This is a genomic window from Nonomuraea sp. B19D2 (assembly GCF_040137845.1).
Classification (GTDB): Bacteria; Actinomycetota; Actinomycetes; order Streptosporangiales; family Streptosporangiaceae; genus Nonomuraea.
This window is the reverse complement of the sequence record NZ_JBEFAK010000017.1, coordinates 67,969-81,645: the sequence shown is the minus strand read 5'-3', so window position 1 is coordinate 81,645 and position 13,677 is coordinate 67,969. Positions and strand designations below refer to the sequence as shown.

General features: G+C 71.0%; 15 protein-coding genes. 11 read left to right on the top strand and 4 right to left on the bottom strand.

Going from position 1 to position 13,677, the window contains the following annotated elements; all coding sequences use genetic code 11:
* The first annotated feature begins 22 nt into the window (after positions 1-22).
* Entirely contained in the window at positions 23-748 is a 726-nt protein-coding gene (locus ABN273_RS29225; protein ID WP_349452251.1) for a DUF4328 domain-containing protein, read from the top strand.
* 65 nt (positions 749-813) lie between these two features.
* Here the strand turns inward: ABN273_RS29225 and ABN273_RS29220 are convergent, their stop codons facing one another.
* Positions 814-1,815, bottom strand: coding sequence for an LLM class F420-dependent oxidoreductase (locus ABN273_RS29220; RefSeq protein WP_349452250.1), 1,002 nt, complete (start codon positions 1,813-1,815; stop codon positions 814-816).
* Between the two features lie 82 nt (positions 1,816-1,897).
* Here ABN273_RS29220 and ABN273_RS29215 point away from each other — a divergent pair, with 82 nt between their 5' ends.
* A complete protein-coding gene (locus ABN273_RS29215) occupies positions 1,898-3,331 on the top strand; it encodes a sulfatase family protein (protein ID WP_349452249.1) in 1,434 nt (477 codons plus the stop codon).
* Here the strand turns inward: ABN273_RS29215 and ABN273_RS29210 are convergent.
* Positions 3,325-4,026 carry a FadR/GntR family transcriptional regulator gene (locus tag ABN273_RS29210; RefSeq protein WP_349452248.1) on the bottom strand — a complete coding sequence of 234 codons (702 nt, stop codon included), beginning with the start codon at positions 4,024-4,026 and terminating at the stop codon, positions 3,325-3,327. The genes ABN273_RS29215 and ABN273_RS29210 overlap by 7 nt on opposite strands.
* Positions 4,027-4,112: 86 nt before the next feature.
* Between ABN273_RS29210 and ABN273_RS29205 the strand changes: the two genes are divergently transcribed.
* Genes ABN273_RS29205 through ABN273_RS29195 form a run of 3 tightly spaced genes read left to right on the top strand, consistent with a single transcriptional unit; the run spans position 4,113 to position 6,776 of the window.
* Positions 4,113-4,844: a (Fe-S)-binding protein gene (locus ABN273_RS29205; protein WP_349452247.1), complete on the top strand. Its 732-nt coding sequence runs from the start codon at positions 4,113-4,115 to the stop codon at positions 4,842-4,844.
* Positions 4,841-6,232: a lactate utilization protein B gene (locus tag ABN273_RS29200; protein WP_349452246.1), complete on the top strand. Its 1,392-nt coding sequence runs from the start codon at positions 4,841-4,843 to the stop codon at positions 6,230-6,232. Before ABN273_RS29205 ends, ABN273_RS29200 begins: the two co-directional genes overlap by 4 nt.
* Positions 6,219-6,776, top strand: a complete 558-nt coding sequence (locus ABN273_RS29195) for a LutC/YkgG family protein (RefSeq protein ID WP_349452245.1) — start codon at positions 6,219-6,221, stop codon at positions 6,774-6,776. The genes ABN273_RS29200 and ABN273_RS29195 overlap by 14 nt, the downstream gene beginning before the upstream one ends.
* Here ABN273_RS29195 and ABN273_RS29190 read toward each other — a convergent pair.
* Together ABN273_RS29190 and ABN273_RS29185 are read right to left on the bottom strand one after the other, a co-directional pair.
* A complete protein-coding gene (locus tag ABN273_RS29190) occupies positions 6,766-7,779 on the bottom strand; it encodes a baeRF2 domain-containing protein (RefSeq protein ID WP_349452244.1) in 1,014 nt (337 codons plus the stop codon). The genes ABN273_RS29195 and ABN273_RS29190 overlap by 11 nt on opposite strands.
* 3 nt (positions 7,780-7,782) lie before the next feature.
* Entirely contained in the window at positions 7,783-8,193 is a 411-nt protein-coding gene (locus ABN273_RS29185) for a DUF2795 domain-containing protein (protein ID WP_349452243.1), read from the bottom strand.
* 77 nt (positions 8,194-8,270) lie between these two features.
* On the opposite strand from ABN273_RS29185, the gene ABN273_RS29180 reads away from it, so the two are divergent.
* From ABN273_RS29180 to ABN273_RS29155, 6 genes are all read left to right on the top strand, one after another.
* On the top strand, positions 8,271-9,350 hold the full coding sequence (locus ABN273_RS29180; RefSeq protein ID WP_349452242.1) for a GNAT family N-acetyltransferase: 1,080 nt from the start codon (positions 8,271-8,273) through the stop codon (positions 9,348-9,350).
* 80 nt (positions 9,351-9,430) lie between these two features.
* The gene (locus ABN273_RS29175) at positions 9,431-10,606 is read left to right on the top strand and encodes a bifunctional cobalt-precorrin-7 (C(5))-methyltransferase/cobalt-precorrin-6B (C(15))-methyltransferase (RefSeq protein ID WP_349452241.1); all 1,176 of its coding nucleotides are present in this window, start codon (positions 9,431-9,433) and stop codon (positions 10,604-10,606) included.
* Positions 10,607-10,676: 70 nt separating this feature from the next.
* Positions 10,677-11,522 carry a sirohydrochlorin chelatase gene (locus tag ABN273_RS29170; protein ID WP_349452240.1) on the top strand — a complete coding sequence of 282 codons (846 nt, stop codon included), beginning with the start codon at positions 10,677-10,679 and terminating at the stop codon, positions 11,520-11,522.
* Between the two features lie 13 nt (positions 11,523-11,535).
* Entirely contained in the window at positions 11,536-12,606 is a 1,071-nt protein-coding gene (gene cobT, locus ABN273_RS29165; RefSeq protein ID WP_349452239.1) for a nicotinate-nucleotide--dimethylbenzimidazole phosphoribosyltransferase, read from the top strand.
* A gap of 11 nt (positions 12,607-12,617) precedes the next feature.
* A complete protein-coding gene (locus tag ABN273_RS29160) occupies positions 12,618-13,280 on the top strand; it encodes an arginase family protein (RefSeq protein ID WP_349452238.1) in 663 nt (220 codons plus the stop codon).
* 52 nt (positions 13,281-13,332) lie between these two features.
* Entirely contained in the window at positions 13,333-13,650 is a 318-nt protein-coding gene (locus ABN273_RS29155) for an arginase family protein (RefSeq protein WP_349452360.1), read from the top strand.
* Positions 13,651-13,677 lie beyond the last annotated feature (27 nt).

The following is a 13,677-nucleotide window of genomic DNA, read 5'->3' as shown; positions in this document are numbered from 1 at the left end:
AAGTGAATCAGAACCTCAGCGCATGGCCCGGGGGGAGAACAACGTGCGCTACGCCCAGGTACCACCGACGAGAGCCGCCTCTGCCGTATATGTGACGCTTGCCGCCCAGGTCCTCTCCCTCGGCGCCCTCGTGATCTTCGAACACGCCCGCGGCCGTCACCTCGCCGCCCAGCTCGCCGCCTTCGGGGGCCGCCCGCAGGGGGCCGACGCGGAGGCCGTGGTGGGGGCGGTGACGGTGTTCGCGGTGCTCCTGATGCTGGTGGCGGGCACCTCGATAGCGGCGGCCGCCGCCTACGTGACCTGGCTCGTGCGGGCCAGGCAGGCCAACGACCGCTCGGCCACCTCCGGCCCCGTGGCCGCCGCCTGGTTGATCCCCGGTGTCAACCTGCTGGCGCCCGTGGTGCTGGTGGACGAGCTGTGGCACGGCATCAGACCGCCCGCGGGGCGCCGGGGGCGGTGGGTGGCGCTGCTGGCGGCGTGGTGGCTGAGCTGGCTCGCCACGCTCGCGCTGGTCACGATCCGGGTCCCGCTCGCCTCGTCCGGCGGCGGCCTGACGGGGGTGGGGGTTCTGGAACTGGCCTGCCTGTCTCTGGCCGCCCTGCTGTGCGCGGCGACGGTACGCGAGCTGACGCGGCTGCAGTGCACCGCCCGCGCTCCCCGGGCCGCCGAGCCCGGCACCGTGCACACGTTCTCGCCCCAGCAGCCGCATCCGGCGCCGGGCTCCACCCCGATCGGCCGCACCGGCTAGACCGGCGCCGAAGAGCGACCGCCTCCCCGCATCGGCGCGACTGCCGTCACCCCGCCCAAGGGGGCTCAGCCGAGGACCAGGTCGCGGATGAGCCTCAGCGAGGGCTCATCGCGCGGGCCCATGACCAGGAGGCTCGTGACGGGGCTCTTGTGCCAGAGCTCCAGACGTTCCTTGATCCGCCCCGGCGGGCCGACCAGCGAGATGCCGTCGGCCAACTCGTCCGGGATCGCCCGGAACGCCTCGTCCTTCCGGCCGGAAAGGTACAACGATTGGATGTGTTCCGCGGCATCGGCGTAGCCCATCCGGCCGATGATGTCGGCATGGAAGTTGCGGTGCCTGGCCCCCATGCCGCCGATGTACAGCGTGAGCATCATCTTCACGCCGTCCAGCGCGGCCCGCACGTCGTCGGAGATCACCACCATCACCATGGCCGCCACGTCGAAGCCCTCGGGAGCGTCCGCGAGCGCCTCGCCGTACATCTCATCGATCTTGGCGGGGAACGCGAACAGCGGCAGCCAGCCCTGGGCCAGCTCGGCGGCCAGGGCGACGTTCTTGGGCCCTTCCGCACCGAGATACAGAGGGATGTCCGTGCGGAGCGGATGCGTGATGAGCTTGAGTGGTTTGCCCAGGCCGCCCGCGAGCGGGAGCGGGTAGTGCGGGCCGTCGCTGGTGACCGGCTCCTCGCGGCGCCATGCCCTGCGCATGATCTCGACGTACTCGCGGGTCCTGGCCAGGGGTTTGGCGAACGGCTGGCCGTACCAGCCCTCCACGACCTGCGGGCCCGAGGCGCCCACGCCGAGCAGCAGGCGGCCGCCCGTGAGGTGGTCGAGGGTCATCGCGGTCATCGCCGTCGTGACGGGCGGTCTGGCCGACATCTGGGCGATCGAGGTGCCCAGCTTGATCCGGCTCGTACGCGCTCCGTACCAGGCCAGGGGGGTGAACACGTCGCTGCCGTACGCCTCGGCCGTCCACACCGAGTCGTAGCCGAGCCGCTCCGCCGCCAGCACCGACTCGGTCGCGTCGTCAGCGTGGCGCTGCCAGTAGCCAAGGTTCAGGCCGAGTTTCATGTGACACCTCCGGAATTAAGTTCTATTACCGCTGTGGCAGCTCAACGTGTCAATGGTTGATCTTCCGGGGAAGTGACAGTCTGTGATCAAGGGTCTGTGTCGTCTCGCCTGCCTTCTGCTTCTCCTCCAGTTGGCGGCCGGGACCACGACGGCCGAGGGCAAGCCCCGGCCGAACATCGTGCTCGTGCTGGCCGACGACCTCGAAGCGGGGGCTCTGCCGTACTTTCCGAACATCACTGAGCACCTCGTACGCGAGGGCGCCTCGTTCGACCGGTTCTTCGTGACGAACTCCTGGTGCTGCCCGTCCAGGTCGTCGATCCTGCGCTCCCAGTACGTCCACAGCCATGGCGTGCTGACCAACACCGCGCCGGAAGGGGGCTTTGATCGCTTTCACGAGCTTGGTCTGGAACGTTCCACAATTGGGGCTTGGATGCAGCAGGCCGGATATCGCACGGCGCTGATGGGCAAATACCTCAATCACTACCCCGGGGCGACGGCCGAGGAGGCGTTCGTGCCGCCCGGTTGGGACGAATGGGACGTGCCGGTCCGTGACCTCTACGAGGAGTACGGCTACCGGCTCAACGAGAACGGGGCCCTGTTCGACTACGGCTGGACCGAGCAGGACTACCTGTCGGACGTGCTGGCCCGCAAGGCCGGCGACTTCATCGCGGGCTCGACGGGGGAGCCGTTCTTCCTGTATCTGGCGCCGATCGGCCCGCACAACCCGGCCAACCCCGCCGTCCGGCACGCGAACGCGTTCGCCGGGGCCACGGCGCCGCGGACGCCCTCGTTCAACCAGACGGACGTGAGCGCCGAGCCGCTCTGGTTGCGCGCGAGGCCCGCGATCCCGCAGGAGGGCATCGACGAGATCGACGAGCGCTACCGCGCCAGGATGCGGGCCATGCTCGGCGTGGACGACCTCGTCGGCGCCGTGGTGTCGGCGCTCCGGCAGGCCGGCCAGCTGGACAACACCTACATCTTCTTCACCTCGGACAACGGCTTCCATCTCGGTACGCATCGGCTCAGGCAGGGCAAGACCACCCCGTTCGAGGAGGCGATCAGGATCCCGCTGGTCGTCCGCGGACCCGGCATCAAGACGAACTCCACGATCAGCCAGCTGGGCTCGACCGTGGACCTGGCGACGACCTTCGCCGAGCTGGGCGGGGCCACCGCGCCGCCGTTCGCGGAGGGGCGGTCGCTGGCGCCCCTGCTGATGGGCAGGCCGCCGTCGGAGTGGCGCAGGAACGTGCTGGTCGAGTTCACCAGGCCGGCCAACCGGGCGTCGGCCGCCCAGACCCCGGTGCCCAACTATCAGGCACTGCGTACGGATCGGTACGCCTACGTTCGGTACGAGACGGGCGAGAAGCAGCTCTACGACCTGCACGCCGATCCGGACGAGCTGCACAATCTGGCCGCGAGCGCCGATCCCGCCCTCCTGGCCAACCTCGATGAGCGGCTGACGGCGATGACGGCCTGCTCGGGCGCCGCCTGCCGGCAGGCCGACATGCGTCAATGATCGAACAGCGAGGGGTAGGCGTGTGCCAGGTGCTCGGAGACCGCCTTGGCGGCCTCGTCCGCCTCGCCGCGGTCGACGGCCTCGAGGATGCGTACGTGGTCGGCGCGCAGGATCGACGTGTCGCCCAGGCGCTGCACCGCTTCGACCGAGTATCTCCGCATCGAGTCCCGTAGTGAGCGCATGATGGCGGCGATGAGCCGGTTGCCCGACGCGTCCGCTATCGCGCAGTGAAAGGCCGTGTCGTGCTCCACGAACTCCTCCGCGGACTTCGCCGCGTCCATCCCGGAAAGAGCGGCGGCGAGCGCGGATGTGTCGGCTTGTGCGGAGGCGGCGTGGGCGGCGGCCCACTGCTCGATCATGTGGCGGGTGTCGATGACCTCGCGCATCTCCAGGCTGGCCAGGCCGAGGTGCAGCCTGAGCAGGTCCGACAGTGCCGTGTCAGGGCGCGAGGTGAGCACGGCCCCCGCGTCAGGCCCCCTCCCCACCTGCGAGGACACGACGCCGAGGGTCTCCAGCACGCGCATGGCCTCGCGTACCGACGAGCGGCTGACGCCGAGCTGCTCGGCGAGCTGGCGTTCGGCGGGCAGCCGGTCGCCCGCCGTGAGGCCGTCCTCGGTGATGCGCCGCTCGATCTGTGCGAGGACGTCCTCGAACGTCCGCGTTCGCTTGACCGGACGCCAGCCGCTGTCGTCCAACGGAGCCCCCTCATGGTGGCCGGGAAGGATGTGGTTCGGTATGGTCTGACCATACTGTGGTCGGACCATAGAGTGGAAGGAGAGCCGTGCGAGTCGCCCTGTTCATCACGTGCGTGAACGACACGCTCTTCCCCGGCACCGGCAAGGCCGTCGTGTCGCTCCTGCGCAGGCTCGGCTGCGACGTGGACTTCCCCGCCGCCCAGACGTGCTGTGGCCAGATGCACGTCAACACCGGTTACCGGGAGGAGGGCGTGCGGCTGGCCCGCCACTTCACCGAGGTGTTCGCCGGGTACGACGCCGTCGTGGCGCCGTCGGGGTCGTGCGCGGCCATGGTTCGCGAGCAGTATCCGAAGCTGGCCAGGCCGGGCAGCAGGGGAGCGGCGGCCATCGCGGAGGTCGCGCCGAAGGTGTACGAGCTGTCCGAGTTCCTGATCGACGTGCTGAAGGTCGAGGACGTAGGCGCATATTTCCCGCACCGGGTGACATATCACCCGACATGCCACTCGCTCCGCGGCCTCCACCTCGGCGACCGGCCCACCAGACTGCTGAAGAACGTGCGCGGCCTGGAGCTGGTCCCGCTGCCGGGGGCCGAGGAGTGCTGCGGATTCGGCGGCACGTTCGCGGTCAAGAACCCGGCCGTCTCCGCAGCCATGGGCGCCGACAAGACCCGCAACATCCTGGACACCGGCGCCGAGGTGCTCTGCGCGGCCGACAACTCGTGCCTGATGCACATCGGCGGCACCCTGAGCCGCCAGAAGACCGGCGTCAGGACGATGCACCTGGCCGAGATCCTCGCATCTACGGAGGAGGCCCAATGAGCGCGACTTTCCTCGGCATGCCTGGAAATTTCCCGAAGAACGCCGCTGAAGCGGTACAGAACTCGCAGCTTCGCTACAACCTCCGCAAAGCCACTCACACCATCCGCGGCAAGCGAGCGAGCGTCGTCGGCGAGCTGCCGGACTGGCAGGAGCTCCGCGCGGCCGGCAAGGCGATCAAGGACCACACCCTCCGCAACCTCGACCGCTACCTGATCCAGCTCGAGGAGGCGGTGACCGGGGCAGGCGGGACCGTCCACTGGGCCAGGGACGCCGCCGAGGCCAACGCCATCGTCGCGGGCCTGGTCAAGGCCACCGGCGAGACCGAGGTGGTCAAGGTCAAGTCGATGGCCACCCAGGAGATCGAGCTCAACCAGGCGCTGGCCGAGCAGGGGATCACCGCGTACGAGACGGACCTGGCCGAGCTGATCGTCCAGCTCGGCGACGACTTCCCCAGCCACATCCTGGTCCCGGCGATCCACCGCAACCGGTCGGAGATCCGCGAGATCTTCCTGGACAAGATGCCCAAGGTCCCCCCGAACCTGACCGACGACCCGCCGGCCCTGGCCGAGGCCGCCCGGCTCCACCTGCGCGAACGCTTCCTCAAGAGCAAGGTCGCGATCTCCGGGGCCAACTTCATGGTCGCCGAGACCGGCACGCTGGTCGTGCTGGAGTCGGAGGGCAACGGCCGCATGTGCCTGACCCTCCCGGAGACGCTCATCAGCGTCGTCGGGATCGAGAAGCTCCTGCCCTCCTGGCGGGATCTGGAGGTGTTCCTCCAGCTCCTGCCGAGAAGCTCCACGGGCGAGCGGATGAACCCCTATACGAGCATGTGGACGGGCGCCGTCGAGGGCCAGGACTTCCACCTGGTGCTCCTGGACAACGGCCGCACGGACGTGCTCGCCGATGAGGTGGGCCGCCAGGCGTTGCGCTGTATCCGCTGCTCGGCCTGCCTGAACGTGTGCCCGGTGTACGAGCGCGCGGGCGGCCACGCGTACGGCTCGGTCTACCCGGGCCCGATCGGCGCGATCCTCACCCCGCAGCTCAGAGGCATGTCGTCGGACCTGGACGCCTCGCTGCCGTTCGCCTCCAGCCTGTGCGGCGCCTGCTACGAGGCCTGCCCGGTCGCCATCGACATCCCCGAGGTCCTGGTGGACCTGCGGGCCAAGGCCCCGCACGCGGCGGCCGAGCGGGCCGGCATGAAGGTGGCGGGCTGGATTCTCAACGACCACGAACGGCTCGCCAAGGCCCAGCGCGCGGCGTCCCGCCTGCGCGGGCTCGTACCGAAACGTCTGCCCGGGCCGCTGTCGGCGTGGACGGACACCAGGGACGTGCCGGAAATTCCGGAAGAATCCTTCAGAGACTGGTGGGAGCGGAATGAGCGCGCGTGAGGAGATCCTCGCCAGGATCGGCAAGGCCGTCGCCGGGGCCGAGGACGTCGAGATTCCCCGGAACTATCGGACGGCGCAGCAGGGGGCCGACCTCGTGGGCCTGTTCGCCGAGCGGGTGGACGACTACCGGGCCATCGTGCACGTGCTCCCCGCCGCCGAGGTGCCCGCCAAGATCGACGAAAGCGTCGCAGACCGCCGCATGATCGTTCCCGACGGCTTCGACCGCGAGGGCGGCTGGACCGACCTGAACACGGCCGACGGAGTGATCACGTACTGTGCCGTGGCCATCGCGGAGACCGGCACGATCGTGCTCGACCACGGCCCCGGCCAGGGCACGCGGGCGCAGACGCTGGTGCCCGACTACCACCTGTGCGTGGTGCGGGCCGACCAGATCGTGGCCGGGGTGCCGGAGGCCGTCGCCCGGCTCGACCCGGCGCGCCCGCTCACCTGGATCAGCGGCCCGTCGGCCACCAGCGACATCGAGCTGAACCGGGTCGAGGGCGTGCACGGCCCCCGTACCCTCGAGGTGATCATCAGTACCTGAGCACGGCCGCCACGTCCTTGACGGCGTCGGAGAACCACAGCTCCGCGTCCGTCATCGCGGCGGCCCTGGCCAGGGCGGCGTCCGCGCGCTCCTTGACCGGCTCGCCCACGCCCCAGCGCTGCAGCTCGTTCGGGTCGGTGGAGAGCTGGGTGCCGCCCTCGCCGATCCAGATGGGATTCGGCAGCTCGCCGGGCGTGAGCACCGCGTGCACCCGGCCCTCGCGCAGCGCCTGCGCGACGCGGGCCATCCCGGCGGGCCCGGACATCTCCTGGTGCCGCTCCAGCAGCTCGGCGCGCCTGCGGTCGAGCCACTGGTCGAGCGCCCGCTCCACGTCCTCCTCGAACTGCCCGTGATTGTTGCGGCTGCCGTGCTCGACCATCATGACGCGGTCGGCGGACTTGGTCCCGAGGTGATGCAGCAGGTACGAGCGCGACTTCGGCTCGCCCGCGACCAGGATGAGCTCCGCGCCGATGCGGCGGACCTGCTCGTCGATCTCGCGGGCGACGGCCACGGCGTTCTTCTCCCAGGCCTCGTCCACCGCCCGCTCGTACCGCTTCTGCGACCAGCCGCCCTGCGCGGTCTTCTGCAGCGGCCAGTCAGCCGCCGCCACGACGGCCCTGCGCGGCGACCCGCCGCCGAACACCGTCAGCTCGGCCCCGGCGTGGTCCACGATCACCCGCAGGTGCGGGACGTTCTCGCCGCGCATCATGAGCATGGGCGTGACGTGCGGCAACGGCGAGCACCTGGCCAGTTCGTGCGGCGCCCGGGGGAGTGCCTCGGATAGCACCACGTCGCCGTGCGTGCCGAACATCGCCCGCCCGGGGGCGGGCCGCTGGGACTCCTCCTCCAGCGCCTCCAGGGTGGCCTTGTCGGCCTCGTCCTCGAGCGGGTCGCGCACGCCGCGCCAGTGGGCCTCCCGTTCTGTCCCCGTGTACGCGCCGAAGTAGACGGACGCGTACGGGCCGCGCCGCTCGTACAGCGGTCGGATGAAGTCGAGCCGCACCACTCACCACCTCCGCTTCTCTACGCCGAGACCGAGGGCCTTGGCCACTTCGGCCACGTTCGCGTACCGGCGGTCGGGGAGGGACTGCACCATGTCTGCCACCTGGTCCGGTGCGCCCGCGTTCTCCGCGTGCTCCACCAGATCGTCCTTGGACGCGGGCCAATGAGCGTCGCTCAACCATTTCGCGAGGTCGCTGCGGATGTCGACGCCCCGTTGCGTGATGCCTGACGGGGTGCCGGGCTCGTGCCCCGGCGGGTACGACCGCTTCGGCTCCTCGCCGGACGCAGGCATGGCCTCGGGCTCCTTCCACTCCTCGGCGTGCGTGGTGCCGCCGCCGCGAACCATGCCCTCGGTCTCGTGCTTCTGCTGGTCATCCAGGCGTGGACCGTGCTTGTCGCTCCGACGTTGCTCCATAGTCCCCTCACTCCTCTCAATTGCGCCCCTACCCCCGCTTTCGTGGGCAAACATCGCGACTGTGTACCCTGCCGAGCGTGTTCGACCCCGACGTGAGCATCGCCACCGAACGGCTTACGCTCCGGCCGTTCGGCCCGCAGGACACCGCCAGGGTCCGGTCCATCGTGCGGTCCGGCGCCCGTTTCCTCCCGCCCGGAGCGCCCGCCAAGCCGTCCGGCGTCGACCAGTGGCTGTCGAGCGGCGTGCACGAGCTGCGCCGCTCCGGCCAGGGCCTGCACCTGGCCATGGCCGACGCGGAAGGGCACGTCGTGGGCGCGATCAGCCTGTTCAAGACCTCGTGGAGCGCGGGCACGACCGAGGTCGGGTACGGCGTGCACCCCCTCTACCGGAGCCGCGGCTTCGCCACGGAGGCCGTGCGCGGGCTGGTGAGCTGGGTGTTCGCGGCCACCCGGCTGCGCAGGATCGACCTGACCGCCAACCTGGACAACCTCGCCTCACTCCGCGTGGCGCTGAAAGCCGGCTTCACCTGGGAGGGCGTGCTGCGCGACGCGGTGCTGGACGAGGACGGGACGCACGACCTGGTCGTCTTCGGCCTGCTGCGCCAGGACAGCCGGGTGCCGTCCGTCGCCCTGCCCAAGACGGAGTTGCGTACTCCGAGACTGCTCCTGCGGGCGCCGTCCCTCGCCGACGTGCCGGACCTGGCCGCCACCGCCGCCGACCCCCTCACCCAGGCCAGGACCGGCGTGCCGCGCGACTACACGCAGGAGCACGCGCGGGCGTTCGTCGACTTCTCCGAACGGATGCGGATGAAAGGCGCAGGGATCGGCTGGACGGTCGAAGAGCTGGAGACCGGCCGTTTCGCCGTCAACGTGGACCTCAGAGACCTCGACTGGAGCAACCGGACTGCCGAGGTCGGCTACATGACCGCGCCGTGGGCCCGCGGCAAGGGGTACGCGGGCGAGGCCGTGGTGGCGGTCGCGCGCTGGTTGTTCGAGCGGCACGGCTTCTGCCGGCTCCAGCTCCGCGCGGCCGTGACCAACGCGGCCTCACAGCGGGTGGCGGAGAAGGCGGGCTTCGTCCGCGAGGGGATCGCGCGCTCCTCAGTGGGCGGCGAAGACCTGATCGTTTACAGTCTCATCCCGTCCGACCTGGCCTGAGGGCACACCGGACTGACCCTCGTACCCTTTGTGAAACCCCTCCGCACCCGTCACCCTTGTGGTGAGGACGGTGAGGCGCAATGATCACGGTGGTCGGCTGGGACGGGCACGAGTTCTCGGCCAAGGCGGTGGAGAAGCTGCACGAAGCGAGTCTGGTCGTGGGTCCCGACGCCATTCTCGGCCGGCTCAAGCTCACCGCGCCGGCCGTGGCCGACGACTCCCTGCTGGAGGTCCTCGACGACCATCTGGAGCACGGCGAGGGCCCGGCCGTCGTGGTCGCGGAGGGCGATCCCGGCTTCTTCGGCGTGGTCCGCAGGCTCCGGGCGCACGGCATCAAACCGGAGGTGCTCCCGGCGATCTCGCTCGTCAGCCGCGCCTTCGCGTGTGCCGGCCTCAACTGGGAGGACGCGCTCGTCGTCGCCCCGTCGGGCCCGGGCGGGCTCGACCGGGTCGTGAACGCCTGCCGCGCCCATCCCAAGGTCGCGCTGCTGGTCGCGCCGGGCGTCGGCCCCGGGGAGATCGCCAGGGAGCTGGCGCCGACCACGCCGCGCGCGCTGATCGTCTGCGAGGACCTCGGCGGTCCCGACGAGCGGGTCACGCACAGTCGCATGGGGGAGGCGACCACCAGGCCGTGGAAGGACCCCGACGTGGTCCTCGTCATCGACCCACTGCACCAGCCCAAGGAGCCGAGCTGGGTGGCCGGCGCCCGGCCGGGCCCCGCCGAGTGGGCGCTGCCGTTCGAGAGCGCGCTTCCGGCCGAGGTACGGGCGTTCATCCTGGCCAAGCTGGGTCCCCGGCTCGGCGACCTGGTCTGGGACGTGGGGGCGGCCGCGGGCGAGATCGCCGTCGAGTGCGCCAGGATGGGCGCGGCCGTCGTGGCCGTCGAGCGCGACGAGGAGTCGTGCGCCAGGCTGCGCGCCAACGTGCTGGAGCACGGCGTCAAAGTGGCTCTGACCAGGGGCCAGGCGCCCCCAGCGCTGGAGCCGCTGCCCGACCCCGACGCCGTCTACGTGGGCGGTGGCGGCATCGACGTCGTGGTCGCCTGCGCCGCGCGCGGCCCGCGCACGCTGGTGTGCGCGCTCAGGAAGGTCGAGCAGGTCTCGGCCGTGCTCGAACGGCTGCGCGAGCACGGCTACCGCGGCGAGGGCACTCAGATCCTGGCCTCGAAGCTGACGCTCGACCCCGACGGCTCGCACCATCTGACCGCATCTGACCCGGTATTCGTGGTGCACGCGACACCCGCGCACACAGCGTGACCTGTCCCCTACCGGGGCGCATCGGTTATCCTCGCGTGTCTTTGTCTACCGGACCGGAGATTCCCTCACGATGAAGCCGCCGCTCCTGCTGATCGGGCAGGGCTCACAGGACGACGCCTACGCCGCGGAGTTCGGCAGGTTCGTACACCGGCTCCGCTGCCGGCTCGACCAGACGGGCGCCGACGTCTCCGGCGGTTATCTGGAACGTGCCTCGCCCCGGCTGAGCGACTCCGTGGCCTCCCTGGTCGCCAAGGGTTATCACCGGCTCGTGGCGCTCCCGCTGAGCCTCAGCAGGCTGGGCGAGGAGTTCCCCGCCGCGATGGAGCTGGAGCAGAAGCGGCACCCGACGCTGATGTACGACTACGGCCGCCCGCTGGGCCCCGACCCCCGGGTCCTGTCGCTGCTGGCCGAGCGGCTCAACGAGGCGGCCACGGAGATCTCCAAGCCGCGCTCGCTGGAGCTCGTGGGCGCCAGGCCCCGGCTCCGCGCGGTCGACGCGCCCCCTGCCGACGATCCCCTCACGCACGTCGAGCCGGGTGAGACGGCGATCGTGCTGGTCGGCGAGGGCTCCACGGACGCGGCGGCCAACGCCGAGATCCACCGGGTCTCCCGGCTGTTCTGGGAGACGCACGCCTACGACTTCATGACCGTCGAGACCGCGTTCGTGTCGGTCACCCCGCCCGGGGTGCCCGGCGGGCTCGAGCGCTGCCGCCGCCTGGGGGCCAAGCGCGTGATCGTGGTGCCGTACCTGCTGTTCGCGGGCGGCATGCTCGAGCGCGTGTGGGCCCAGGCGCTGGCGTACGGCGCCGGGCACCCCGATCTCGACATTCGCTGCGCCGAGGTGATCGGCGACTGCGAGACCCTCGCCGACGTCGTGATCGACCGATACGAGGAAGCGCTCCAACTCGTCCCGTAAGTGGAGGTTTGCCGTGCTCGCTGAGACGCTCGCCGCGATCCGCCCCGCCGATCCTCGCGCCATCGCCGAGGCTCGGGCGTACCAGGACCGCCTTACCAAGCCCCGCGGTTCACTGGGCGCGCTGGAGGAGATCGCGGTACGTCTCGCCGGCGCGGCCGGCGTGACGCCGCCGCCGATGCCCGAGCCCGCCGCGCTGGCCATCTTCGCCGGCGACCACGGCGTGCACGCCCGCGGCGTCACCCCGTGGCCGCAGGAGGTCACGGTGCAGATGGTGGCGAACTTCCTGGGCGGCGGCGCGGTCGCCAACGCCTTCGCCGCCCAGGCCGGCGTGTCGGTCACGGTGGTGGACGTGGGCGTCGCCGCCGACCTGCCCGACGCGCCCGGCCTGGTCAAACGCAAGATCGGGTACGGCACCGAGGACATGTCGAAGGGCCCCGCCATGAGCGTCGACCAGGCGGTCAGGGCGCTGGAGGCGGGGATCGCCGTGGCCCGCGACCTGGTGGCGTCCGGCGCCCGCTGCCTGATCACCGGCGACATGGGCATCGCGAACACCACGGCCTCCGCCGCCCTGATCGCCGTGTTCGCCGGCCGTGACCCGGCCGAGGTGACCGGCAGGGGCACCGGGATCGACGACGAGACGTACGAGCACAAGGTGGACGTCGTCCGCGACGCCCTGCGCACGAACGGCCTGTCGGGAGCCCTGATCTCGCCCAGCGAGGCGCTGCGGGCGCTGGCCGCGGTCGGCGGGTTCGAGCACGCGGCCATCGCCGGCTTCATCCTGGGCGGCGCCGCGGCCCGCGTTCCGGTGATCCTCGACGGCGTCATCGCCGGCGCCGCCGCCCTCGTGGCCGCCGCGCTCGACCCCGCCGCGCTCGACCACTGCGTGGCGGGCCACCGTTCGGCCGAGCCCGGCCACACCGCCGCGCTCGCCCACCTCGGGTTGCGCCCGCTGGTGGACCTCGAGCTGCGGCTGGGCGAGGGCTCGGGTGGCCTGCTCGCGCATCCGATGGTCTGCGCGGCCGTACGGGTCATGCACGACGTGGCCACGTTCGACTCCGCGGGAGTGACGGAAAAGCCCGCGTGAGGAGTTGATCAGTGTCCCGTTACGGCCCCATGTACGGCCCCGACATCACGTTCCTCGGCGTGGACCGTTGCGACCTCGACGATCCGGCCTCGTACGAGGGCGCGGACGTGGTGATCGTGGGCGCCCCCTTCGACGGCGGCACCAGCAACCGCCCCGGCGCCAGGTTCGGCCCGATGGCGCTGCGCCAGGCCTGCTACCTGCCGCACGACGGCTCCAGGCCCAGCCTGGCGCTGCGCGTGGACGCCCTGCGCGACCTGCGGGTGCTCGACGCGGGTGACGTCGAGTGCTATTCGGGCGACGTCGAGGGCTCGCTGGCCGCGATCGAGGAGGCCGTGCACCGCGTGGCCGCCTCCGGGGCGATCCCGCTGGTGCTCGGGGGCGACCACACGGTGGCGCTGCCCGACGCGCGCGGCACCGCAAGGGCGTACGCGGCCGGCCGTACCTCGATGATTCACTTCGACGCGCACGCCGACACCGGCGACAGGTTCCTGCAGTTGAAGCGCTCCCCACGGCCGAAGCCGGGGATTTCAGCCGTCCGGTGTCCCGTCTACGCGGCGACTCCAGACGCTGTTGCTTGGCGTTTCACCTTCCGGTCCTGCAAGTGCAGGTTTCCGCGCCCCAGCCCGCGCAGCCGGTCTGACCTGCGCGAGCTCCGCCCTCCCGGCGGTGAGTAGCACCGGGCAGCTTGATTGTCACTGCCAGTGCTGGAGAGATTACCCATAGCGTCTGTCGTTTCGCAGGAGCTTTCGAGAGAAGGGGGCTTGCTCCTATGGGCGAAGCCACGCGCCCGCCACCGGCACACCCGAGCCGAGTGGGCTGACCGCCAGGCAGCTGCTCGACGCCGTTCGCCGGATCTGCTACGAACTGCCCGTTGCCGGGATGGAAGTGGTCGAGGTGGCGCCGCCGTACGACCACGCGGACATCACCGCGTACCTCGGGAACCGGGTTATCCTTGAGGCGCTGTCAGCGATGGCCAGACGCCGTAAGGACGAGCAGGGCGGGCCTCGCTGGGATCCGCGGCAGCCCCTTCTCGACGGTCGTTGACCCGTGCGCAGCAAACGACGCAGTCAG